Here is a 22,728-nt window from a genome sequence, read left to right as displayed (position 1 = left end):
TTCCGCTTATTTCACACATTAAATGTAATATAAATATGATTTAACATTTAATCTTTCTGACATTACAGTGATATTTCCGGTCATGCACATACATTACGAACATCATGCGTCCATTTGCCCGTTATAATAAGAAATATCATAAAAACAGTTTCTTCTATGCCATACTTCAAGAACATCTACATTAAAAGGATTTATCCAAATAGCGTCAGAAAGAACGATTAAAACAAACCGGCACACAACCATATACACAAAATAAAAGACGGCCGAACATTGGAAACCAATACTCAGCCGTCTTTCTGTACCCAGACCCGGGGTCGAACCGGGACGGATTGCTCCACTGGTGTTTGAGACCAGCGCGTCTACCGATTCCGCCATCTGGGCATAAATGCGAGTGCAAATTTACTATATAATTTTGGAAAAACAAAAGTTTCGCCTGATTTTTTTTGAATTATCAGAAATGTAAAGGTTTTTGTCCGGGCTATACAACGCATTTAAGGCAAATGCGTGACAATATCTTATAATTCGTGGTTATTCTTAAAATAAATATAAAAGTCTTGGCAATATCAGTGGAACTTCGTACTTTAGCTGAAGTAATTGATTTTAAAATAAAAACGTCATGAGAACTAATCCTAAAAACAACTATTGCGTTATTCTGGCAGGAGGAAAAGGCCGCAGGCTATGGCCTTGGAGCCGTGAACAGTTCCCGAAGCAGTTTGTGGACTTCTTCGGATGCGGACGCACACAGCTACAGCAGACCTTCGACCGTTTTTCAAAGATTGTTCCGCATGAGAATATATATGTAAACACTAACATCAACTATGCCGACATCGTGAAGGAACAGCTTCCGGAGCTGCCCGAACAGAACATCATGGCCGAGCCGATACACCGTAACACGGCTCCCAGCGCGGCATGGACCACTCACAGAATACTGCACATCAATCCGGATGCAAGCATCGTCATCACGCCGTCCGACCAGATTGTGCAGAACGAGGAAATGTTCGCTAAGAACATAAACGAAGGACTTGACTTTGTGAGCACACACGACTGCATACTCACAATGGGCGTGAAACCGACACGTCCAGAACCCGGCTACGGCTACATACAGACCGGTGAGCCAGTGGGCAACAACGTATACATGGTGCAGTCGTTCACAGAAAAGCCGGAACGCGAGTTCGCCAGAATGTTCATGGAGAGCGGAGAGTTCTACTGGAACACAGGTCTCTTCTTCACCAACGCGCGCTACGGATTCAACCGTTTCTGCGAGATACTGCCTCCCGTACTGAGAACCTTCGACGAGGAGAACCCCGACTTCACCATTGAGGACGAGAAAAACTTCATACGCGAGAACTTTCCGTCATACCCCAACCTGTCGCTCGACTACGGATTCCTGGAGCAGACCGACAACGTAGCCGTGATGAAATGTGAGTTCGGATGGGCCGATCTCGGCACATGGCACAGCATATACGAAGCCATACACAAGGGCGAAGGCGACAACGTGGTGGTGGACAGCGACGTGATGATAGACGACGCCCACAACAACGTGATAAAACTGCCGAAGGACCGTCTGGCCATCATCAACGGACTTGAGGGCTTCATCGTGGCAGAGAAAGACAATGTACTGCTCATCTGCAAGAAGGAAGACTCGTCGGCCCTTGTACGCAAATTCGTCAATGAGGTGCAGATGAAGAAAGGCGACGAATACGTATAACAGGTTAAGCCTGCACACGACAATATACAGAAAAGGCCTTATGACGCTCACCCGAAGTGCGACATAAGGCCTTTTCCTTTTTCCTGCGGCTTGTATCAGCCGGCTATTTTCTCGTACTCGGCGAATATTTTTGCTGCGATTTCAGCAAACTCCTCGTCGCTGAGCTTCAGCTTCGGAGCAGAGAAGTTCATATCCTTCTCCGACTGCATCGGCACGAGATGTATGTGTGCGTGAGGCACCTCAAGTCCCAGAACGGCCTCCCCCACCTTAACACACGGGAACGCTGCCTTTATGGCCTGGGCCACTTTCTTGGCAAACACCTGGAAACGTGCTATCTCGTCGTCCTCCATATCGAAGATGTAGTCCACCTCGCGGCGGGGTATCACCAGCGTGTGGCCCTTCACCATGGGGTTGATGTCGAGAAAAGCATAGAACTCATCGTTGGCGGCACACTTGTAACTTGGAATCTCTCCGGCCGCAATCTTTGCAAATATTCCCATAACCTTACGCTTTTAGATTGATTTTTACGTTCTTCTTACTCTATGGTGATCTTGTCGATACGCAGCTTTATTGTTCCGCGCGGAATAGTTATCTCGGCAATGTCGCCCACCTTCTTGTTGAGCAATCCCTGCGCGATAGGAGTCTTGATCGATATTTTACCGGCTTTCAGGTCGGCCTCGTTCTCGCTCACGATGGTATAAGTCATCTTGGCCTTTGTGGTCATGTTGGTCATCTCCACCTTCGAGAGAATCTGCACCATGTCCGCACTGAGGCGTGAGGTATCGATGATTTTAGCTTCAGCGATTGTCTGTTTCAGTTTGTTTATCTTGTCTTCCAGATGAGCCTGAGCTTCCTTGGCTGCATCGTATTCGGAATTTTCACTCAGGTCACCCTTGTCGCGGGCCTCTGCAATAGCGGCCGATGCCTTTGGGCGCTCCACAGCTTCGAGCTGTTTCAGGTCTGCCACGAGCTTCTCGTAGCCTTCTTGTGACATATAAGCCATAATCTTGAAATTTTATTAGTTAGTTTTTCTTAGTGGACAAAAAAATACAGAATTCCGACACGCGAGTCTTGCCGTCGGAATTCCTTATCCTTGTCCTTTATAATAATATTCTGTTGCAAAGATATGAATTTATTTTCTGTAACACAAATATTTATACAATTAATAACAATCGCAGCGCATTTGTTAAAATACTATGGTGTATTTCATAAAATCCGCCCCGTACAACCCCACGCACCGTTCATGCCGACCGCACGGCATGACGCATGATTCACGGCAAGGCGACATCCGCACTGCACAAACATACAGAAACATATCCGGCGTATGCATATATATCCGGGCACGACTTCGCAAGAACAGATTGTTCAGAACAGATACTCACGTTGTCACAACCAATAAATGCTCACCGCAAGAAGGGAGCATGTCGCCCGCATGTCTCACTGCACGTCATACCGGCGTTTTTCAAGAAAACTCTAACGATGGACTTACAGTTTTTCTTGACTTTTTTTTGACAAAATAAAATCGCAAAAGAGATGTAAAAGAATGTTAAATCACACACAACAAAGGCCGCTTCGTAACTTTTGGCATTGTCATCTACCGTGAAGCATGATCCGGAAAAATTCATTTGACGTTCTGATAATGCCCGTTTGAGGGTCTGATATTGTCTGTATCAGGGCATGATGTGGTGCGTTTCAGCCCCTGATATGGGCAATCTCGCATGCCGAAATGGTGCTTATTGCAGGTCAGGAAAATAACTATTGATTATAAACCATTGACATTCAGTATATTGCACAAACCTCTGATTTCTCGCGAATTTACGTCCGAAGGAGAGTCGGCCCGCAAATTCTCGCTTATTTTTCGGGGTAGAACAGAAAACTCTGTCGAAAAAATCGCAGGATACTGAAAATCTGTAACTGCTCCGATTGATAATCTTTTGGCTGAAAGCAACAACGTCAATACGGAATAGATAACGCTGTTTCTTTATTACAGGCAATCACCGTTGAATTTCTGCAGAACTCTTCTTTTATTTTCACCGTTGCATATACATACATTGTCCTGCCCCACAACAACCCGACTGACACACCGCAAAACAAAGAGGGCGATGTCTCTCGACACCGCCCTCCTGAGTATTAAGTATTCGAATAAAATCTCTTTCAAGATTTTTAGATGTCAAACTTGTAGCCCAGTGTCAGCTGGAATACGCTGTTCTTGCAGTCTGCTGTGTCAAGCACCTTCGTTGTACCGAAGTTGTAACGTCCTTCCAGTACGAAGTTCTTATACTCGTAAGACAGACCGATTGGAATAGAGAAATCAAATGTCTTGGCTGCGTCCAGACCTGCTTCAGCGCTTTCATCTCCCTGTGAAGCCTTGGCCTTGCTGTTCACGTTGAACGCCGGCTGAACACCGACTTTCACTGCCAGATTCTTAACAACATACACGTTAGCCAATATAGGAATATTGATATAGTCGAGTTTCATTGTTTCAGTTCTTCCGTCCTCAGACCATTCGCATCCCTGCTGAGAATACAATGCGCCTCCGGAAATGCTGAAGATATCAGTAACCTGATATTCAAGTTCTGCGCCTACGGCCAGACCTATTCTCGACTCTGAGTCATCCGCCTTTGTAAGAGTTGCGAAATTCATACCTATTTTAGGCTGAACAGTCAGAGAACCCACAGCATGCTGTGCGAATGTAGCTACTGATGAAAGCATCAGAACTGCCATAAGAATAACTTTTTTCATAATGATTTAGTGTTTTAAATTAAACTTTCCGCTCCGGCCGCAAGACCTGTGAGCAGGGTTGATTATCTCTCGCTTCAATATGTATCCGCCCTCGTCCGGTATATCTCCAGACACCACTCTGACGGCCTTCAAACCGTACAGAGAACGGGCAGCGACATACTTGTCGCATTTGCAAATATAGGACAAAATAAGATACGGGCAAAGCTTTTATGCGTCTTTTTTCAAAGCGCCACGCATTTTTGAAGCCACTGTCACATGGCGCGGCTTACGCCGCGATATCATATCCGCACGGTTCACACGACATGGAACCGTGCGGCAGATGCGGTAATCGCCCGTCTGTTCACAAAGGCCATTCCATGTACGTTCCGTCATGCCGTATGCGCTCCATCAGTTCGGCATACACACCGTTGTGGCAGAGTATTTCCGGGTTGCCCGTCAGTATCATCTGCCGGCGTGCACGGGTGAGTGTCACGTTTAGTTTGCGGTCTATCGTCCGGCCGTTCTCCTCAAAGCAGTTGGCCGTGAGAAAGTCGAGCTGCGCGTCGTTGTTCACCGTAAGCGAACAGATTATCACGTCGCGCTGCGAACCTTGGAACCGCTCCACCGTGTCAATGCATATATCTGCGGCGCAATCGAGGCCGCGACGCTCCATCTCGCGGCGTATCATTGTTATCTGGTTCCGGTATGGCACTATGACACCTATTGTATTCTCATTACTGAACGCACTGCCTGCCATGCGTCGGATGCGCGCCACAAGGTCGGCCACGATACGCGCCTCGCCGGCGTTCACCTTCTCCGACCGCAGACCGTCGTCGGTCTTTCCGGACGGGATGAATATCACCCGTTCCTTTGCAAGCACCTCGTCCCTTTCGTCGGCAGGCGGTTCCTGATAGCCGGGTGCCGTTTCCTCCTGATGCGGACAAGGCACAGGCTCAAGCCTTTCGTCGGCATAGAACATTGCGCCGGCATAGGCGGCTATGTCCGGATGCATGCGTCCCTGACGGCGCAGCAGTCCGATGAAGTCCTCGCGTCCGGCACGTCGTTCGTTCCTGATGAGCCGTTCGAACAGCGAGTCACGGCAGTTTCTTATTCCTGCCTCGTTCAGGCAAGGTTCGTTCACGGCCGACTCCTCCACGCTCTGTTGCACCACCGCCGGCAGCTGCTTGTAGTCGCCGATGAGTATGAAACGGTCGATGGCAGGTTCCATCATACTCTTCGGCTTGTGGGCGGCGAGCAGTCCTACAAGCCCCGGCTCGGTTATCTGTCCGGCCTCATCCACAATGGCGAGCGCGAAATGCTTGAGCGCGAAGATGAACGGCCGCGACATGAGCGACGTCACGGTGCCTACATACACGCGTTCTTCCATGAGCCGCAGTCTAAGATCGTCCAGACGCGGATTATTCTCCACCATGTTGCCAACAAGATATGGGCGGAAACGCTCGTCGCAGCTGTACTCGCTGCCAAGCCGCAGAAAACTTATGCCGGCATCGCAGAGCATAGAACATATCTCGTCCACAGCGCGGTTGGTGTATGCCGTGAGCAACACCGAAGGACGTCCCTCGGCTGCCAGCTGTTCCTCCACCATATAGCGCATGGCCGTAGAGGTCTTACCCGTACCGGGAGGGCCTACGAGCAGTAAATAGTCGCGGGCCTGCATGGCACGCAGCAACAGGTCGTCGAAATAGTCACCATAGCTTTTGGTAAGTCTCACCGACGTGTCGCGGCGTGGCTCACGCTGGCCGAACAGCAGCGCACGGCGTTCGGGCGACGAGGTGACAAAGTCGAAGAGTGTGCGCATGGTGGCGGCACTGCCCACGTCGCTGCCGGCATGTTCTATGGCGTACAACAGCCGACGGCCCTGACTGTCGCGGCGAGCCAGCACGTCGGGATTCTGTAGCGCGTTGCTAAGACACACCGACACACGACCGGCCTCAATCCTCACCATCACACCTTTGAACAGGATGCTGCGGCGCACGTCGGGCTGTCCGTCTTCGGCATAAGCATACACATAAACCATATCACCACGCCGGAAGTTGGGCGAGAAGTCGTCGCCACACTCCGGCACGTCGAGCGTCAGCAGGTCATAGCTGCCGGTTGTCTGGTTTTTCTCAAGTTCTACAAGTTCCAGTCCTACATACATGCTGCCGGCGTCGAGTTTTTCTTCAACACTCATGCGCCACATGTCGGCCACGCTGCAGCTCGGTCCTGCCAGGCAGCCAGTCTTTGTCAGTTGCTGCTCCTTGAGCACAAAGGTTGTCATACGGCACAGGTAGGCACGCTCGAGCGGCGGTAGTCCGCCCAGCAGGTCGGTCACTTCCTTGAGCTGCGGCAGCAGATAAGTGTCGTAGAAGAAACCGCTCATGCCTTTAGTATTCAGCGTTTCGGGTGTTATGTTGTCTATCGCAGAGCCGAAACCCTCGCTCGCCATGACATGCTCCTGTGCCACAACAAGATTGCGGAAGCGTATGGCCTCACGCAGTTCGCTCTCAAAATGCTCCGTGCGCATCAGTCCGTCGGGCATAGGATATTTGGAGTATAAAAGCATGATGTCAGGTTCATGTTCCTTCAGACCGAAGTTGTATTTCAGCACACCGTAGTAAAGCAGCAACTGGACGTAGTGTTTTTCTATGTATTTCCCGCCACTGCTGTTCTCGCTGTTGCGCTCTATGTGTATGTTGCGGCCCGATTTCTGTTCGACAAGCATTCGCTTGTCAGAGGTCATCATGTCCACACGCCCCTGCACACCGAGCATCTCACACACAAACGAAGGTTCGAGCAGCACTTTCGTTTTGTCGTATGTCTGAAACAGACTTCCGGTTATCTGCATGATGTTGCGCGTCTGCTGCGAGGCGTCTTTCATGAATTCTGCCGGGCGGAAACCTCTGCATGTGGCATACTCTATGGCCTTTTCGCGAAAGTTTTTCCTTATTGTATCGTTCAGGGAGAAGTGCTGACTGTTTATCACATCGTCAAGCACCATGCCTGCGAAGTTTCCAAGTATGGTATGATAAGTATTCGGACGTTCCTTCAGACGGTTGAGTGTGTAGAGCAGCGGATGGTGGCCGTATTCCTCAAAGCATGCCGCCAGCGAACTGATGTCCACAAGAAAGTCGGGCTCCACCACTATCTGTCCGGCCGTAACCATATCGCCCGACGTGCGCACATCGAGCAGATTGAGTTGCATATCCCTGCGCAGTATGTCGCGCAGATAACCGAACTCGTCGCCGGTCACTGTCGTACCGTATGACACACGCAGCTCCGTGCCGTCGCCTATACCTTTAGTTTTCACTGTGATATAATCATCATCATAACGAATAACACGACATCTTATATAATTATCCGATTCGTCCAGCTTTTGTTTATTTATATCATATTCAATCCGACCTACCTTTTCGGATTTATTAACAAATAGCTCCGAATGAGAGAACACATTAGAAATCAGGTCTGACAATACCCGTCTATCACGATAAAGGTCCTCAGGTAATAATTCCTTATGGCTGTTTGCATCACGCTTAACCTTGCCTACAGAATTTATTTCACTGACAGACAAATGGAATATCCGACACAAATCGTCAAGTCGCTGCTGCATATTTGCATTAGTACAATCTTTATCATCCAACGCAATACCACACAACTTATCCAACACCTCAAGCATTATTTTATTGGCATCCGGACTCTCCGTATTTTTCAGTTTTTCCACGAGGAGATATAATTCCTCCTTAATAATATTTTTATACATCATTTTCTTAATCTGTTTATTAGTGCCTGTATATTGCTGATGATATGTCTAAAATATGTTACAATAACATAAGATTCTTTGTTGCTTATGCAATTAAATACTATCACACGGCAAAATAATAAACGAGCATAGGAATATTTCCTGCCCCGGCAATCCACAAAATTAATCATTATTTAATGAAAGTTTCTGAAAAAGCCTTACTTATTTTGAAATCCGCATATAACACATGCACACGCTCACAGCCTACCATTACATTTTAAGATATGTTGTTTGGTATGTCCGGAAAAATTCAGTAAGTTTGCATCAGACAACAGTTGCCACACCGACACAAGGCAGCTTATATAAAGGAATGTAATATATGGCAAAAGAACAATCATCCATACGCGAACGCGAACACATAGGAACGTGTGAGCCGAGAAGGTATAAGGTCATCATACACAACGACGATTTCACAACAATGGAGTTTGTCGTGACGGTGCTGAAGACCGTTTTCTTCAAGACGGCTGAGGAAGCAGAGCGTATGATGCTCAACGTTCACCGCAACGGACAGGATGTTGTGGGAATATACAGCTATGACGTCGCGCTGTCCAAAATAAAGAAAGCGACACGCATGGCACGCGAGCAGAATTTTCCTCTACGGTTCAGTTGCCAACCTGAATAGATTATGGAAGAGAACGTAAATTTGAACAAGATACTGTCGCTGGCGCTCACCTACTGCAAAAGACTGCGCAACGAGTTTGTCATGCCGGAGCATGTGCTCATGGCATTGCTCAACTACAGACCGTTCATAGAGGCACTTTACACTGTGGGATGCAACGTCGAGGAAATGTATAAGGAGCTCAACGAATATATGGCCACTGTGGAGGTGGTGCCGGAGAAAGCCGAATACAACCCCGACGCATCGGTACAGTTCGGACAGATGCTGGAGATAGCGACAGCCCAGGTGGAGCAGTCGGGAGCCCAAAGAGTGGACATTCCGCATCTCACCGTGGGACTGCTCAATCTTGAGGATTCAGAGGCTACAATGCTGATGAAAAAATATCTCGGTGACAACGTGGGCGATTTCATCAGCCTGCTCATATCCTCGCATCCGTCACAGGAGACGTCTGACAAACCCGAAGAGCAGCCGAAGGAGACGTGGAGAAGCCTTGTGACATGCATGAACGACATAGCCGACACATTCACTCCGCTCATCGGACGCGACGAGGAGATGGAACGCACCATACAGGTGCTGTGCCGCAAGGACAAGAACAATCCTCTGCACGTAGGCGAACCGGGCGTCGGCAAGACGGCTTTGGTGCGAGGACTCGTAGCAAAAATAGCTAAAGGCGACGTGCCCGAGAAACTAAAAGGATGCCGTGTCTATCAGATGGACATGAGCACGATGCTTGCCGGAACACAGTTCAGGGGCGACTTCGAAAAGAGAATGAAACTCGTCATGGACGGAATAAGCGCCGAAGGCAACGCCATTGTCTATATAGACGAGATTCACAACATGATGGGTGCCGGACGTGGAAGCGACGGAGCGCTCGACGCTTCGAACATGCTGAAACCTTATATGGAGAACAGCAACATACGTTTCATAGGTTCCACCACCTACGATGAGTACAACCGACACATGGCACGGAGCCGTGGCATTGTGCGACGGTTCCAACAGATAGACATAGCCGAGCCCAATGTGGAAGAGACCATAAAGATAATCGACGGGCTGAAAGCCAGATATGAGGAGTTCCACAGCGTGGAATACACTGAAGAAAGCATCGGATATGCGGTGCGCATGGCAGCTCAGCACATAAACGACAGATTTCTTCCCGACAAGGCGATAGACATAATCGACGAGGCGGGAGCCTATCGTGACACCCATCCTTCGGACGGAGAACGGCAGGTTGTGGACAAAAATCTGATGACGGAAGTGCTCATGAAGATGTGCAAGATAGACGCAGCCGTGATGAAGGAAGACGACAACACAAGACTGGCCTCACTCGAACAGAACATCAAAGCCAAGATCTACGGTCAGGACGAAGCCGTGAGCCAGGTGGTGGAAGCCGTGCAGATGGCAAAAGCCGGGCTGCTCGACGACAACAAACCGTTGGCAAGTCTGCTCTTCGTCGGTCCTACCGGAGTCGGAAAAACTGAAGTGGCGCGCGTCCTCGCCGCCGAGCTGGGCATATCGCTCGTGCGCTTCGACATGAGCGAATACACCGAGAAGCACACCGTGGCAAAGCTCATCGGCTCGCCGGCTGGCTACGTAGGCTATGAGGACGGCGGACAACTGACCGACGCCATACGCAAGACTCCGAACTGCGTGCTGCTGTTCGACGAGATAGAAAAGGCCCATCCGGACATATACAACATACTTCTGCAGGTGATGGACTATGCCCGTCTGACCGACAACAAGGGACAGAAGGCCGATTTCCGCAACGTTGTGATAATCATGACGAGCAACGCCGGAGCACAATATGCATCGCGTGCCCAGGTGGGATTCGCTGGAGGAATATCGCAGGGCGACGCAATGATGAAACAGGTGAAGAAGACTTTCAAGCCCGAATTCATCAACCGACTGTCCGCAACGGTGGTATTCCACGACATGGACATGCACATGGCAGCGCTCATAATGGACAAGAAACTCGGCGAACTGCAGGAGAAGCTCAGCAGGAAGAACATCACCATGAAGCTCAGCGACGCTGCACGGCAGTGGATTCTGAAGCGTGGCTTCACCAAAGAATACGGTGCGCGTGAGCTCGATCGCATCATAAGCCGTCACCTGAAACCCATGCTCACACATGAGATACTGTTCGGCCGGCTGGCCAAAGGAGGCGAGGCGATGATTGACATAATCGACGACAAACCGGCGATAGCACAATGATATTCCGCATTGACAACGAACTGGCGTTCCCGGACCCGCGGCTTGGCGATCCTGACGGAATGTTCGCAGTGGGCGGCGACCTGAGCATCGACCGCCTGATACTGGCCTACTCCAACGGCATATTCCCGTGGTACGCGTTCCGTTGGGCCGACGAGATACACTGGTATTGCCCGATGGACCGTTTCGTCATTTTCCCGAAGGAGATTCATGTGTCGCATTCGATGCGCACACTCATGAACAAAGGCCGATACACAATGACCATAAACCACGACTTCCACGGCGTGATAACCAACTGCGGACAACTGCGCATAAGCGAGGAAGGAGCATGGCTTGGAAGCGAAATGACCCGGGCTTACGAGGCGATGCACGAACAGGGCTTCGCAGCAAGCGTGGAAGTGTGGGACGGCGACAAGCTCGTCGGCGGGCTGTACGGTGTATGTCTTGGCCGCTGTTTCTTCGGAGAGAGCATGTTCTCACTTGTTCCGAGCGCAAGCAAGCTGGCACTCATACACCTCGCACGCTACATGGAAGAGCACGGCGGCGCAATGATTGACTGCCAGTTTGAGACACCCCACCTCAAGTCGATGGGCGGACGGCATATCAGCTACGACAAATACATGAAGATTGTGCGCGGTTAAGAACCCGCAATAAATAGACAACAGAAACATGAACCCGGCATTCCCATACGGAGTGCACACAAAAACAAGGACTATGGACAAGAAAGATCTGATGCGCAGAGCCATCGCTCTGTCGGAAGAAAGCGTAAGAAACGGCGGCGGACCATTCGGTGCCGTGATAGCACGCAACGGTGAGATAGTGGCCGAGGCCTCCAACAGTGTGACGATAGACAATGATCCCACGGCCCATGCCGAGGTGAACTGCATACGCCGCGCCACCGCAAAGCTGGGCACGTTCTGTCTGGAAGGCTGCGAGATATACACCTCGTGCGAACCCTGCCCCATGTGTCTGGGTGCCATATATTGGGCACGTCTTGACAAGATATACTATGCGAACAACCGCAAGGATGCCGCCAAGATAGGATTCGACGATGACTTCATCTATCAGGAAATACCTCTCGCGCCGTCCGAGCGACAGAAGAAGATGGAACTGCTCCTTCCCGAAGAGGCAATAAAAGCATTCCGGATGTGGGAAGAAAGCAGCGAGAAGACCGAATACTGACAATCAGAGCGTGCAGAAGAACGTTACGAGGAACGGCACGCTGAAGTCAGTAACAAAACCATGGAAAACCGATAATACGACATACTGCGACCCCACGCTGCGCGTGATTACAGGCAGCGTGGTGTCCATGGTTGTTGCTCCGCCGACGGATATAGGCGCAAGTTTGCCGAAATGGCGGGCTATAAACGGAGCGAGAAGCAACGCCGCAAGTTCACGGAAAATATTTGTCAGAAGAGCCACTGTGCCCAATTCAGCACCGCGATACTCGGTTATGAATATGCTGGAAAGCGAATAATAACCCATGCCGGAACCGAGAGCGAGACAGTCGGTCAGCGTGCGGTGAGGCAGAACGAGCGATGACGCCATGCTGCCGGCAAGCGTACCGACAATAGTTACAAACGGAAGCAGGGCCAGACGCGGATTGAGTTGTCTGAAACTACGCAGCGTGGCAGAGTCGCATCCTATCGACATGCCCACACTGAACATGAGCGCACACAGCACGAAGAAGCTTGTACGACCATTGACAAAACCTTCCGGTATGAGATGAAGCACGCCACACGCCACTCCGACGGCGAAAAAAGCTGTTATGATGATACTTCCTTTCATTTCTCCTCCTTTGTTTCAGTACCGCGCACCATGCGCCACATCACCCACGAAAGAAGCACACTTCCCACAACACAGCCCGCCGCAACGACCAGCGCGTCGAGCCCAAGCGTGAACACGTTGCCCGTGATTCGCGGATCGGCACCCACCTCCACACCGAGCATGAAAAGCAGAACCCATATAAGCACTGTCACCACTCGCGACACCACCGGGCGGCACTTCATGCCCACAAGTCGTCCTGCGAGCACGCCGCAAAGCATTATGATTATTACCGTAAACATCTGTTTGCGTTTATTATTTTTCTCAGAACATTATCCTACAAGTCGTGCGTCACATGATTACTGACCGCCAAGACGGTCGAAGAAGACGATGATTTCCTCCCACGTCTTGAACTCGTCGCTGCCCCACACCACCGTAGTGCCTATAAAATCGTCGCACTCGTGGTCGGTTATGAGATAGTCGCCGTAGAGCACCTGACGCTGGTTGGCGAACACGATGCGGTCGTGTGCCGGAGCACTGAGAAACTTCTCCACCCACGCCACGGTCTCCGCCATGCTGCCGCTCTCATTGAACGGTGCCGGAGCAACCACATAAACGTCGTAGTGTTCGATAAGCATCTCGTAGGCCTTGTGCATGCTTGCCGTGGCGTTACGATAGCTGTCGGCAAGCGTCGAGATGTCTATGAGCACGATGGGACGCTGGCGTCCTTCCTGACGGTCGTCTATGCGTCGGATGACAGGCACGAGATAGTGGAGCGCCACCTTGTCCGTGAGCCGGTGCTCACCATGAAAATGTATGGCAACGGGATAGTGTTCGCGGAACAGGTCGAACGTGTGCACGAGCGGATCCTCGTCGCCGAACAGTCCCGTAACACGGCCGCGCTCCTCCGGTGTGATGTCCTCAAAGCAGTGGGACGTGGCTTCGGCATACTCTTTCACGAGCGACTTGGTGACAATAAACTCCTGTACACCGTCGGCACGGGGATTCTGAAAAGTCTGCTTTCCTATCATTCCGTGTTTCGACATGGTGTCGCCCATCTGGAATGCCGGGTTCACCAGTATGCGGTCGTAGCCCTTGAGCTGCTCCGTATACATGCCTCCCATCGACGTACCGATGATTAGGTCGGGCTTCTCTTCCTCACACATGGCCCGCAGCATGTCCATAGCCTCGGCGGGATGGATGGGGATGTCGCGCGCCACAACCGTGGCCTCAGGCATGAGAGTGCGCAGGAGCGTCACCGTGCCCGACTGGGCCGACGAGCCGAAACCGTGGACATACATTATCTTCTTGCCCGACATGAGTTCGGGAAACTGTTTCACATACTGGTTTTCCATAACTTTTTCTGTTTTTATGAATTATCCTGCCGGACATCAGAAGCCTCGACGGCTTGCCGGCGTATCGGCCGGTCCGACACACCGAACGGCATTGAGCACCGTACGGCATCCACTTACGGACCGCCTGCAAAATTACACATTTTATTCGTCTCGAGCCTAATTTACATCACACAGATTGCGCCCCGGAACATAAAAACAGACTTTATATATTTACGCAAATATACAGACATTTGTCGTTTATAAAGACTATGCGTAAACGGCCAGGGCCATGACTGACTGTCAATGATAATGTTTCCGCATCCGGCACAGCACTCACCTTTCTATAACATTAAATAATACATAAGTCACTACGGTAACATAAAAAGACGAAAAAGCGGCGCAACAGAAACCAAGCATGAATCGGTCTTAATACGAAACTGCGACATGAATCCAGAATCAGCATCGTTCTCTTATTATAGAATGGAACAATGCAGACAACTTTCAAATTGAAAGCGGATTTTGATTTTTCCGTCCGAGTTTCCCGTTCTACCCCAAAAAATAAGCGAGAATTTGCGTGCCGACTCTTCTTCGGACGCAAATTCGCAAGAAATGAGAGATTTGTGCAATATACTGAATGTCAATGGCTTATATTTAACAATAATTCTTTCGTAATGCAAAAAGCACCGTTTCGGCATGCGATATTGCCCATATCAGAGGCTGAAATGCTTAATATCATGCCCTGATACAGACGTAACCGGACCATGAAACGGGCAATATCTGAACGTGAAATGAATTTTTCCGGACCATGCTTCACGGTAGATGATAACGCCAATAGTTACGAACCGGCCTTTAATGTGCATAATTTAACATTCCCTTACATCTCTTTTGCGATTTTATTTTGTCAAAAAAAAGTCAAGAAAAATCGTAAGTCGGTCACACGGGTTTTGATCTGAAGCGTTGATATCGGGTGTGAGAAAGATAATGGAAAAGGTGCGCACGCGCTCTTGATGTAACGATTTATCGGTTGCGGAAATGCCAATTTATTATTACATGAGCTCAGTGCCGTCACGGCTTGAACTACCTGTGGATAAATAAGTTTGCCATCACCCTGTGGCAGTTCATGAATAATATCATTCCAAACCGAATTTTTATTGAACAGTAAAACATTGTTTACCCGTATTGTCTTTGTGCGCATCTTTTTCTATCTTCGTATAAGACAGGAGGCGGCCCGGCAATGCCTGAACATGCAAAAACTTCGTTTTTCCCTTTGTCATTGCACTCGCCTTTCACTATCTTTCAATAAGACAGGAGGCGGCTCGGCAATGCCTGAACATGTAAAAACTTCGTTTTTCTGTTTGTCATTGCACTCGCCTTTCACTATCTTTGCAAAATATACACCGGAAAACATCTGTTGTTTCAGACAGAAAAGGCGTAAGAAGAACAAAAGAAAAAGTAAAATCAAAAATAAAAACAGTTATGGAAGGATTGATAATAGCTCTCACACTGCCGCTGCTCGGCACGATGACAGGCGCGGCATTCGTATTTTTCATGAAACATGAGATGCCTTCACTTGTGCAGAAGTCGCTGCTCGGATTTGCTTCGGGAGTGATGGTGGCCGCCTCGGTGTGGTCGCTCCTCATACCGGGCATGGAACTTAGCGGAGGCGAAGGATGGGCCAAGGTACTGCCGGTGACCATTGGTTTCCTGTGCGGCATTGGTTTCCTGCTTGCCATAGACTACCTGACGCCACACCTGCACATAGGCGACTCAAAACCGGAAGGCCCGCGCAGCGAACTCTCCCGCACGGCAATGCTGTCACTGGCAGTCACAATCCACAATCTGCCCGAAGGCATGGCGGTGGGCGTTGTGATAGCCGGAGCGCTGCAAGGTGATGCCGGTATATCGGCGGCAGGCGCATTGGCGATGTCTCTTGGCATAGCAATACAGAACATACCTGAGGGTGCCATCATATCGATGCCGCTGCGTGCGGAAGGCAACAGTCGCAAACGCTCCTTCGCCATCGGCTCATTGAGCGGTGTGGTTGAACCGATAGGGGCGGCGGCCGTGATACTTCTCGCATCGGCCATCGCCCCTGTCATGCCCTTCCTGCTTGCTTTCGCAGCAGGTGCAATGATATATGTCGTTGTTGAGGAACTCATCCCCGAGTCGTCCGAAGGCAACCATAGCAACCTCGGCACCATTGGTTTTGCCGTTGGTTTTGCACTGATGATGGTGCTCGACGTGGTGCTCGGGTGAGCACCGCGCCGTTATTTCACAATCACCTTGCGCGCCGTTCCGTCGGAGTAGCGTATGATGTTCAGTCCGCTCTTCGGCTGCGATAGTTTCACACCGTCAACAGAATAGATTCCCACAACGGTGCGTTCGCCCGTCACAGATGGTCCTGATATGGCGGTGGATGTCTTCTCCATGCGTGAGAATGCGAGTACAGAGAGAGTGGCATTGTTGCTCTGTCTTATCGTAACAGACTTCACCTGCCTGTCAGCATCGCAGCTTATGCTGTGCTCGAACAGGCAATAATGGCAGTCGCTTCCCGGCGAAGAGTCAGACACGGTCATGCATCCGAGCTGTGTTACAGCCTCGTCACCTACAGGATTTCTCACAGACCAGTCTCTCACCGTAATCTTCAGCGGCGATGAACTTGTGCCGTCTGTGTAGTTCACGACAAGTTCCATCTCGCTCTGTCCTTTACCGCTGGTAGCCAGCATGCACAGTTCGCTTGTGGAGAACGGATTGTCGAACACGATGTCGCCGCTCTGTCCGGAACTTGTCAGGTGCAGGGCGTTGTTGCCTTCGTAAGCCGCCAGTCTGTACTCAATGTCTGAATTGGAAACTATGACGCGGTCGGTTGGCAGTCCACCCTCGTTTATCACCTTCTCCGAATAGAAAGAGCGGTTGCCGTCAATAGCACCCGTAGAATGAGAGGATGCGGGCAGCGACTCGATGATTACATCGCCGTTCCAGCCGCTCACCACGTCAACAGGGATGTAATGTATCGACGGATCGCGCGGCAGAAGCTTCTTATCCATGAACGCCACACGGTTTCTTATCCAGTTTTTCAGATAATCTATCTCGTCACCATAGGTCTGACCGACATAATAGTTTGGCCACACGTGACGGCCGATGATGTTCCATGCGCTCTGGTTACGGCCGAGCGCTCCACCCGATGTTATTATGTTGGTGAGCGAATCTATCTTCGCTTCGATGGCATCATCTGAATACTGACCGTTGCGATACTGCTGCCAGCGCAGCTTCACATTATTGATGAAGCTCTTGTCGCGCGTCATCTTATACCACCAGAACGGCACAAGCTGCGGATCACTGTTGCGCGCATTGAAGTCGTACTGCCACAGATCGGTGCGCTCACCCTGATTGTAGTTGGCATTGCCGTAGGCTATATTGAAATCCCAGAGCGACATTTTCCAACGCGGGTCAAGCCCCTCACGTGCTGCACGGGTCTCACTGTATTTATACAGATTGGTGCTCAGACGGTAGCCGTCGATGTTGAACGAGAATTCTGTAGAGAGCAGATAGTCGATGAACGACGTTTCGTCGATGTACTTGCGGTAGCCGCGCTCCGGGTCGGTATAATAGTCAGTGCGGAACGAAGCCTCCATATCGTCTATCTGTTTGTGCAACGCTTCCCTTGTACCTGGCATCAGTTCGGCGAAGTCTTCGTAGTCGGGAGCCGAATACTGGTAGGTTATTTTATTAGAGGTTATGTCGTTGCCGTTGCCGTCTACAGGGTGATACTTCGACTGATAATACTCAGGTTCGTCGTCACGGTCTATTTCCACGTGATAGTCACCGGTCAGATCGCCGCCGTCTTCGCCCGGATCGTTGAGGTCAAGACGGTTCTTTCCCTTTCCCACACGCTCTGACATGATGAACACTCCGTAATATGTTCCGTCGAGAATAAGCTCGCAGAACTTGGCGTGCGGCACATAGTCGAAGTACGGACGTCCCAGTTCGAAGGTGAGCACGTCGCGTATCATGCTCTTGTCGGAGAACGGAGCGAGCAGCGCCCAGTCGTTGTCCTTGCCCATTCCCATTATCTCCACCTTCTTTTTCTCGCCTCCCTGCTCGAGCGGTTTGTCCAGCGGACGGAACGAGTATGGCTTCTTGTCAGAGCTGTTGAACGACGAGTTGCCGCGATATCTCAACGCCACATAGCCTTCATAATCCACTTTCTGATTCGGATAAGCTATCGTGTCGCCATAGTTGTACTGGCCTTCGCCGTTGTCTATGATTTTCATCCGGGCTGTGATACGGTCCTCACGCTGTATCATCCGCCCGTTAACATTGATGAAGACAATAGGCATATTGGTCTTCGTCAGTTTCACGTAGGCATTGTTGGTAGGCAGATAATTATCGGCCCGTTGCGCATACATACATGCCGCAATCACCATCAATGGCAGCAGTAGTAGTATTCTTTTCATATAAATGTGTATTTAATTATTAAGTTTCGGAAATAAGGCTTTTATATTAAAACAATGCAGACAGACTTTTACGTAACGGGAATAACACAAAAAAACATAAAAAACAATGCAACGGTCCGCATGTCTGCCGCGACAGGCAGAGGCCGTTGCATTGTCCGTATGTGAAAATCTGGAAATACTGTATTACTTGATGACGTTCAGCTCACGGCCCACTTTGATGAACGCCTCGACAGCCTTGTCGAGATGACATTTCTCATGGCCGGCCGACAACTGTACGCGGATGCGTGCCTGTCCTTTCGGAACAACAGGATAATAGAAGCCTGTGACGTATATGCCTTCTTCCTGCATGCGTGCCGCGAAGTCCTGAGACAGCTTGGCGTCATACAGCATAACGGCGCAGATGGCGCTCTGTGTAGGCTTGATGTCGAAGCCTACTGCGAGCATCTTGTCGCGGAAGTATGTTACGTTGTCCATCAGTTTGTCGTGCAGCGCGTTGCTCTCTTTCAGCATGTTGAACATCTCTATGCTTGCACCCACGATTGAAGGAGCAACAGAGTTGGAGAAGAGATAAGGACGCGAACGCTGACGCAACATGTCGATGATCTCCTTGCGGCCGGTTGTGAATCCACCCATGGCACCGCCGAAGGCCTTGCCCAGTGTACCGGTGAAGATGTCGATGCGGCCGTAAACGTCGTAAAGCTCGGCCACGCCATGACCGGTCGGACCTACAACTCCGGCAGAGTGTGACTCGTCAACCATAACGAGTGCGTCATACTTCTCAGCCAGTTCGCATATCTTGTCCATAGGAGCTACGTTGCCGTCCATTGAGAACACACCGTCGGTGGCAATGATACGGTGGCGCTGTGCCTGCGCTTCCTGCAGACAACGCTCCAGGTCAGCCATGTCGGCATTGGCATAACGGTAGCGCTTTGCCTTGCAAAGGCGCACGCCGTCGATGATCGACGCATGGTTGAGAGCATCAGAGATGATGGCATCCTCGTCCGTCAGCAGCGACTCGAACAGTCCACCGTTGGCGTCGAAACAAGATGCGTAAAGAATAGTATCCTCCGTCTTGAAATAATCGGAAACGGCAGCCTCAAGCTGTTTGTGCAGGTCTTGCGTACCGCAGATGAATCTAACGGACGACATACCGAAGCCGTGTGAGTCCATGGCTTTCTTTGCCGCATCGATGAGACGGCTGTTGTCAGAAAGTCCAAGATAGTTGTTGGCACAGAAATTCAGCACCTCACCACCTTCCTTCACCTCGATGTCGGCACGCTGCGGAGTGGTGATCACACGTTCATTCTTATACAATCCGGCAGCCTTTATGTCTGCCAATTCCTGCGCAAGGAATTCTTTCATTTTACCATACATAGCTTTATGATTTAATATATTGTTTAAGCACTATTGTCGTGTCATAAGACAAAGTTCATATTTTTTTTGTTCTTAGCAAAAAAAATAAGGTAAAAAATACTTTTTTACCGCTAAAACTGTCTACCTTTGCTTACAGAAAGACAAAACTAATCAATCGTCAACAATGAAAAATATTCTAATCATTGGTTCTACCGGACAAATCGGTTCTGAACTCACCATGATGCTGCGCAACCTTTACAGCGGCAACGTTGTTGCCGGATACATTCCCGGCGCAGAACCCAAAGGGGTATTGAAGGAAAGCGGACCGTCTGCCATCGTTGACATCACAAGCCAGCAGCAGATAGCCGATGCCGTGGAAAAGTATGACATCGACACAATCTACAACCTTGCGGCACTTCTTTCTGCCGTGGCTGAAGCAAAGCCGCAACTGGCATGGAAGATAGGTGTAGGCGGACTGTTCAATGTGCTCGAAGTGGCAAGAGAGAAAAAGTGCGCCGTCTTCACACCGAGTTCCATCGGTTCGTTCGGCCCTTCCACACCGAAGGATCACACACCGCAGGACACCATACGCGAGCCGAAGACAATGTATGGCGTGACAAAGGTGACTGGCGAAATGCTCAGCAACTACTACTATACACGCTTCGGAGTTGACACAAGAGCAGTGCGTTTCCCGGGTCTTATCTCCTATGTGACACCTCCGGGAGGCGGAACCACTGACTATGCTGTTGACATATACTACTCTGCCGTGAAGGGAGAGACATTCGAATGTCCTATCGCCGCCGGAACGTTCATGGACATGATGTATATGCCCGACGCCCTGCGCGCAGCCGTAGAAATAATGGAAGCTGATCCGACAAAGCTCGTTCACCGCAATGCATTCAACATCGCGTCGATGAGTTTTGACCCGGAAATCATATACAACAGTATCAAAGAGGTCATCCCTGATTTCAAAATGGTGTACAAGGTAGATCCGTTGCGTCAGGCGATAGCCGACTCATGGCCTAATTCTCTCGACGACACATGCGCACGTGAGGAATGGGGCTGGAAGCCTGATTACGACATGAAGACCATGACAAAAGACATGATCGAGAAACTGAGAATCAAATTCGGCAAATAATAGTGATACTTTGAATAATGACAAACGGGTCCGTGCAGCATGCTGCGACGGGCCCGTTGTCTTTCTGTATCAATCTGGCAAAAATCAGACAGCTTTTTATTTCTACAGTAACACTGAGATTCCAACACCGGACAATCGTCGTTTTATTCTATTGAGATAAAACAAAATGGGGCACTTACAGATTTTCAGCATCCTGCGTTTTTTTCGTCCGAGTTTTCTGTTCTACCCCGAAAAATAAGCGAGAATTTGCGAGCTGACTCTCCTTCGGGCGCAAATTCTCGAAAAATAAGAAGCTTGTACAATATACTGAACATCAGCAACTTACATTTAAAGACAATTATTTCACCATGTAAAAAACACCGTTTGAGCATGCGATACAGCCCATATCAGGGTGCAAAATGCCCTTGATTACACTCCAAAACGTGCGTAATCAAGGGCTAATATGGGCTTAATCAGAATGTCAGACTAATTATTCCGGACTACATTGCCTGTTATATGACAATGCCGTACAGGCCGGAATGGCCTTTGTTGTGCCGGTATTAACATTCCTTCACATCTCTTTCGCGATTTTATTTTGTCAAAAAAAAGTCAAGAAAAATTGTAAGTTCACCCGCCGGGTTTATTTTAAAGAAGCTGATATCAGACGTAAGGAGAGAAACTTAAAGTGTGCGCAGATGCTGCGGGGACAGCTCATCGGGTGAGCTATTATCGGTTGCTTTCCGGTTTATCCGCAATTTATGCGTAACTATTCTATTCTCCCCTATTTGTCGGATGAGTCCTTACATCATTTCTTTACAATGACCTTATCTATATCAGAATAAGCCACTGAAGCGCGTATCGAGCCAAACACGTAAGCTGCTATTTCGTAAGGCTGATAAATGAACGTCACGCTGTCCTTGCCCAAAACGAAATTGTCGGGCACAAAAGGCTCGCTGAATTGGAACACGCCCTTCTTTTTCAGTTCGTCCAGATTCGCAGCCTGGTACTTTCCGGAGAGGTTTTCCACGATGCGACCAGTAACAACGCTGTCGGCATCAGCGGTGAAGAAATCGGCTTTTCCTATCTTTGCGCCGGTGGCCTTATCGAAGTTCAGGGCCTTGACAAAGCTCATACCGTGTGCTCCGCCACTGAAAGAATAGGTGTCAAACTGATAGGTTATCACGCCCGGACGGCCTTCGGCAACCGACGATCTCACCATATACTGATAGTTGAGAGACGCTCCTCTCACACCGGCAGCCACCATCTTGCCGCACTCTTCACGGTAGTTGGCAATGTATGCAGCGACAAACTTGTCAACAGCCTGCCTCATTGTGATGCCTGAATCCGCCTTTGCCAGCGGTTTATATATATTGGGATTGAATATGCCTGAGTTCATTATAGTGTCGTTGACAGCTGCCGCGTTGCCACCACTGGCATAAAGAATGTTCATATTGATCTCGCATTTAAGAGAACTGTCACCCTCCAACATCGCCACAGTATCTACGACGATGCTGTCGAAAACAAGACTGTCTGCGTCAGAAGCGCCCTTGCTCTGACTGCCACACGAACTGAAAGCCACACAAATAGCGGCAAACAGCATTACTGCTGAAAACGTTACCTTTTTCATAAGGATAGTGTTTAAGATTGTGAA

At 49.8% G+C, this 22,728-nt stretch carries 17 protein-coding genes and 1 tRNA gene; 7 read left to right on the top strand and 11 right to left on the bottom strand.

Features of this window, described 5'->3' with window-relative positions:
• Positions 1-299: 299 nt before the first annotated feature.
• Positions 300-381: transfer RNA gene (locus WKT13_RS11695), tRNA-Leu, on the bottom strand.
• A gap of 235 nt (positions 382-616) precedes the next feature.
• Between WKT13_RS11695 and WKT13_RS11690 the strand changes: the two genes are divergently transcribed.
• Positions 617-1,708 (top strand): mannose-1-phosphate guanylyltransferase, encoded by a 1,092-nt coding sequence (locus WKT13_RS11690; RefSeq protein ID WP_340324007.1) that lies wholly within the window; start codon positions 617-619, stop codon positions 1,706-1,708.
• A gap of 95 nt (positions 1,709-1,803) precedes the next feature.
• On the opposite strand, the gene WKT13_RS11685 is transcribed toward WKT13_RS11690, so the two are convergent.
• The 4 genes from WKT13_RS11685 to WKT13_RS11670 form a co-directional block, all read right to left on the bottom strand.
• Positions 1,804-2,208 carry an HIT family protein gene (locus tag WKT13_RS11685; protein ID WP_298617650.1) on the bottom strand — a complete coding sequence of 135 codons (405 nt, stop codon included), beginning with the start codon at positions 2,206-2,208 and terminating at the stop codon, positions 1,804-1,806.
• A gap of 35 nt (positions 2,209-2,243) precedes the next feature.
• Positions 2,244-2,711 (bottom strand): transcription elongation factor GreA, encoded by a 468-nt coding sequence (greA, locus tag WKT13_RS11680; RefSeq protein ID WP_298617647.1) that lies wholly within the window; start codon positions 2,709-2,711, stop codon positions 2,244-2,246.
• 1,160 nt (positions 2,712-3,871) lie between these two features.
• Positions 3,872-4,450 carry a porin family protein gene (locus WKT13_RS11675; RefSeq protein WP_340324006.1) on the bottom strand — a complete coding sequence of 193 codons (579 nt, stop codon included), beginning with the start codon at positions 4,448-4,450 and terminating at the stop codon, positions 3,872-3,874.
• Positions 4,451-4,790: 340 nt separating this feature from the next.
• Positions 4,791-8,192 (bottom strand): DEAD/DEAH box helicase, encoded by a 3,402-nt coding sequence (locus tag WKT13_RS11670; RefSeq protein WP_340324005.1) that lies wholly within the window; start codon positions 8,190-8,192, stop codon positions 4,791-4,793.
• 355 nt (positions 8,193-8,547) lie between these two features.
• Between WKT13_RS11670 and WKT13_RS11665 the strand changes: the two genes are divergently transcribed.
• From WKT13_RS11665 to WKT13_RS11650, 4 genes are all read left to right on the top strand, one after another.
• Entirely contained in the window at positions 8,548-8,850 is a 303-nt protein-coding gene (locus WKT13_RS11665; protein ID WP_340324004.1) for an ATP-dependent Clp protease adaptor ClpS, read from the top strand.
• 3 nt (positions 8,851-8,853) lie between these two features.
• A complete protein-coding gene (locus tag WKT13_RS11660) occupies positions 8,854-11,055 on the top strand; it encodes an AAA family ATPase (protein WP_340324003.1) in 2,202 nt (733 codons plus the stop codon).
• A complete protein-coding gene (gene aat, locus WKT13_RS11655; RefSeq protein WP_340324002.1) occupies positions 11,052-11,693 on the top strand; it encodes a leucyl/phenylalanyl-tRNA--protein transferase in 642 nt (213 codons plus the stop codon). Before WKT13_RS11660 ends, aat begins: the two co-directional genes overlap by 4 nt.
• A gap of 73 nt (positions 11,694-11,766) precedes the next feature.
• Positions 11,767-12,234: a nucleoside deaminase gene (locus WKT13_RS11650; RefSeq protein WP_298617632.1), complete on the top strand. Its 468-nt coding sequence runs from the start codon at positions 11,767-11,769 to the stop codon at positions 12,232-12,234.
• Positions 12,235-12,237: 3 nt separating this feature from the next.
• On the opposite strand, the gene WKT13_RS11645 is transcribed toward WKT13_RS11650, so the two are convergent.
• From WKT13_RS11645 to WKT13_RS11635, 3 genes are read right to left on the bottom strand one after another with little or no spacing between them, the layout of a single operon-like run.
• Positions 12,238-12,840 carry a lysine exporter LysO family protein gene (locus tag WKT13_RS11645; RefSeq protein ID WP_340324001.1) on the bottom strand — a complete coding sequence of 201 codons (603 nt, stop codon included), beginning with the start codon at positions 12,838-12,840 and terminating at the stop codon, positions 12,238-12,240.
• Positions 12,837-13,118, bottom strand: a complete 282-nt coding sequence (locus WKT13_RS11640; protein WP_298617626.1) for a LysO family transporter — start codon at positions 13,116-13,118, stop codon at positions 12,837-12,839. The genes WKT13_RS11645 and WKT13_RS11640 overlap by 4 nt, the downstream gene beginning before the upstream one ends.
• Before the next feature lie 57 nt (positions 13,119-13,175).
• Entirely contained in the window at positions 13,176-14,171 is a 996-nt protein-coding gene (locus WKT13_RS11635) for a YqiA/YcfP family alpha/beta fold hydrolase (RefSeq protein WP_340324000.1), read from the bottom strand.
• Between the two features lie 1,455 nt (positions 14,172-15,626).
• On the opposite strand from WKT13_RS11635, the gene WKT13_RS11630 reads away from it, so the two are divergent.
• A complete protein-coding gene (locus WKT13_RS11630) occupies positions 15,627-16,406 on the top strand; it encodes a ZIP family metal transporter (protein ID WP_340323999.1) in 780 nt (259 codons plus the stop codon).
• An 11-nt stretch (positions 16,407-16,417) separates the two neighbouring features.
• Here the strand turns inward: WKT13_RS11630 and WKT13_RS11625 are convergent, their stop codons facing one another.
• Both WKT13_RS11625 and kbl read right to left on the bottom strand, forming a co-directional pair.
• Positions 16,418-18,607 (bottom strand): CotH kinase family protein, encoded by a 2,190-nt coding sequence (locus tag WKT13_RS11625; RefSeq protein WP_340323998.1) that lies wholly within the window; start codon positions 18,605-18,607, stop codon positions 16,418-16,420.
• Positions 18,608-18,790: 183 nt separating this feature from the next.
• Positions 18,791-19,981: a glycine C-acetyltransferase gene (kbl, locus tag WKT13_RS11620; RefSeq protein WP_340323997.1), complete on the bottom strand. Its 1,191-nt coding sequence runs from the start codon at positions 19,979-19,981 to the stop codon at positions 18,791-18,793.
• 163 nt (positions 19,982-20,144) lie between these two features.
• Here kbl and WKT13_RS11615 point away from each other — a divergent pair, with 163 nt between their 5' ends.
• Positions 20,145-21,098: an NAD-dependent epimerase/dehydratase family protein gene (locus WKT13_RS11615; RefSeq protein WP_340323996.1), complete on the top strand. Its 954-nt coding sequence runs from the start codon at positions 20,145-20,147 to the stop codon at positions 21,096-21,098.
• Positions 21,099-21,882: 784 nt separating this feature from the next.
• Here the strand turns inward: WKT13_RS11615 and WKT13_RS11610 are convergent.
• Positions 21,883-22,704 carry a DUF3298 and DUF4163 domain-containing protein gene (locus tag WKT13_RS11610; RefSeq protein ID WP_340323995.1) on the bottom strand — a complete coding sequence of 274 codons (822 nt, stop codon included), beginning with the start codon at positions 22,702-22,704 and terminating at the stop codon, positions 21,883-21,885.
• Positions 22,705-22,728: the final 24 nt, after the last annotated feature.

The organism is Prevotella sp. HCN-7019 (assembly GCF_037890215.1).
Lineage (GTDB): Bacteria > Bacteroidota > Bacteroidia > Bacteroidales > Bacteroidaceae > Prevotella.
Note: the sequence above shows the minus strand (reverse complement) of the source record. Positions and strands in the feature narration are given on the sequence as shown.

Coding starts and splice junctions, on each gene's coding strand:
- WKT13_RS11690 (WP_340324007.1), top strand. CDS start 617: ATGAGAACTAATCCTAAAAACAACTATTGCGTTATTCTGGCAGGAGGA.
- WKT13_RS11685 (WP_298617650.1), bottom strand. CDS start 2,208: ATGGGAATATTTGCAAAGATTGCGGCCGGAGAGATTCCAAGTTACAAG.
- greA (WP_298617647.1), bottom strand. CDS start 2,711: ATGGCTTATATGTCACAAGAAGGCTACGAGAAGCTCGTGGCAGACCTG.
- WKT13_RS11675 (WP_340324006.1), bottom strand. CDS start 4,450: ATGAAAAAAGTTATTCTTATGGCAGTTCTGATGCTTTCATCAGTAGCT.
- WKT13_RS11670 (WP_340324005.1), bottom strand. CDS start 8,192: ATGATGTATAAAAATATTATTAAGGAGGAATTATATCTCCTCGTGGAA.
- WKT13_RS11665 (WP_340324004.1), top strand. CDS start 8,548: ATGGCAAAAGAACAATCATCCATACGCGAACGCGAACACATAGGAACG.
- WKT13_RS11660 (WP_340324003.1), top strand. CDS start 8,854: ATGGAAGAGAACGTAAATTTGAACAAGATACTGTCGCTGGCGCTCACC.
- aat (WP_340324002.1), top strand. CDS start 11,052: ATGATATTCCGCATTGACAACGAACTGGCGTTCCCGGACCCGCGGCTT.
- WKT13_RS11650 (WP_298617632.1), top strand. CDS start 11,767: ATGGACAAGAAAGATCTGATGCGCAGAGCCATCGCTCTGTCGGAAGAA.
- WKT13_RS11645 (WP_340324001.1), bottom strand. CDS start 12,840: ATGAAAGGAAGTATCATCATAACAGCTTTTTTCGCCGTCGGAGTGGCG.
- WKT13_RS11640 (WP_298617626.1), bottom strand. CDS start 13,118: ATGTTTACGGTAATAATCATAATGCTTTGCGGCGTGCTCGCAGGACGA.
- WKT13_RS11635 (WP_340324000.1), bottom strand. CDS start 14,171: ATGGAAAACCAGTATGTGAAACAGTTTCCCGAACTCATGTCGGGCAAG.
- WKT13_RS11630 (WP_340323999.1), top strand. CDS start 15,627: ATGGAAGGATTGATAATAGCTCTCACACTGCCGCTGCTCGGCACGATG.
- WKT13_RS11625 (WP_340323998.1), bottom strand. CDS start 18,607: ATGAAAAGAATACTACTACTGCTGCCATTGATGGTGATTGCGGCATGT.
- kbl (WP_340323997.1), bottom strand. CDS start 19,981: ATGTATGGTAAAATGAAAGAATTCCTTGCGCAGGAATTGGCAGACATA.
- WKT13_RS11615 (WP_340323996.1), top strand. CDS start 20,145: ATGAAAAATATTCTAATCATTGGTTCTACCGGACAAATCGGTTCTGAA.
- WKT13_RS11610 (WP_340323995.1), bottom strand. CDS start 22,704: ATGAAAAAGGTAACGTTTTCAGCAGTAATGCTGTTTGCCGCTATTTGT.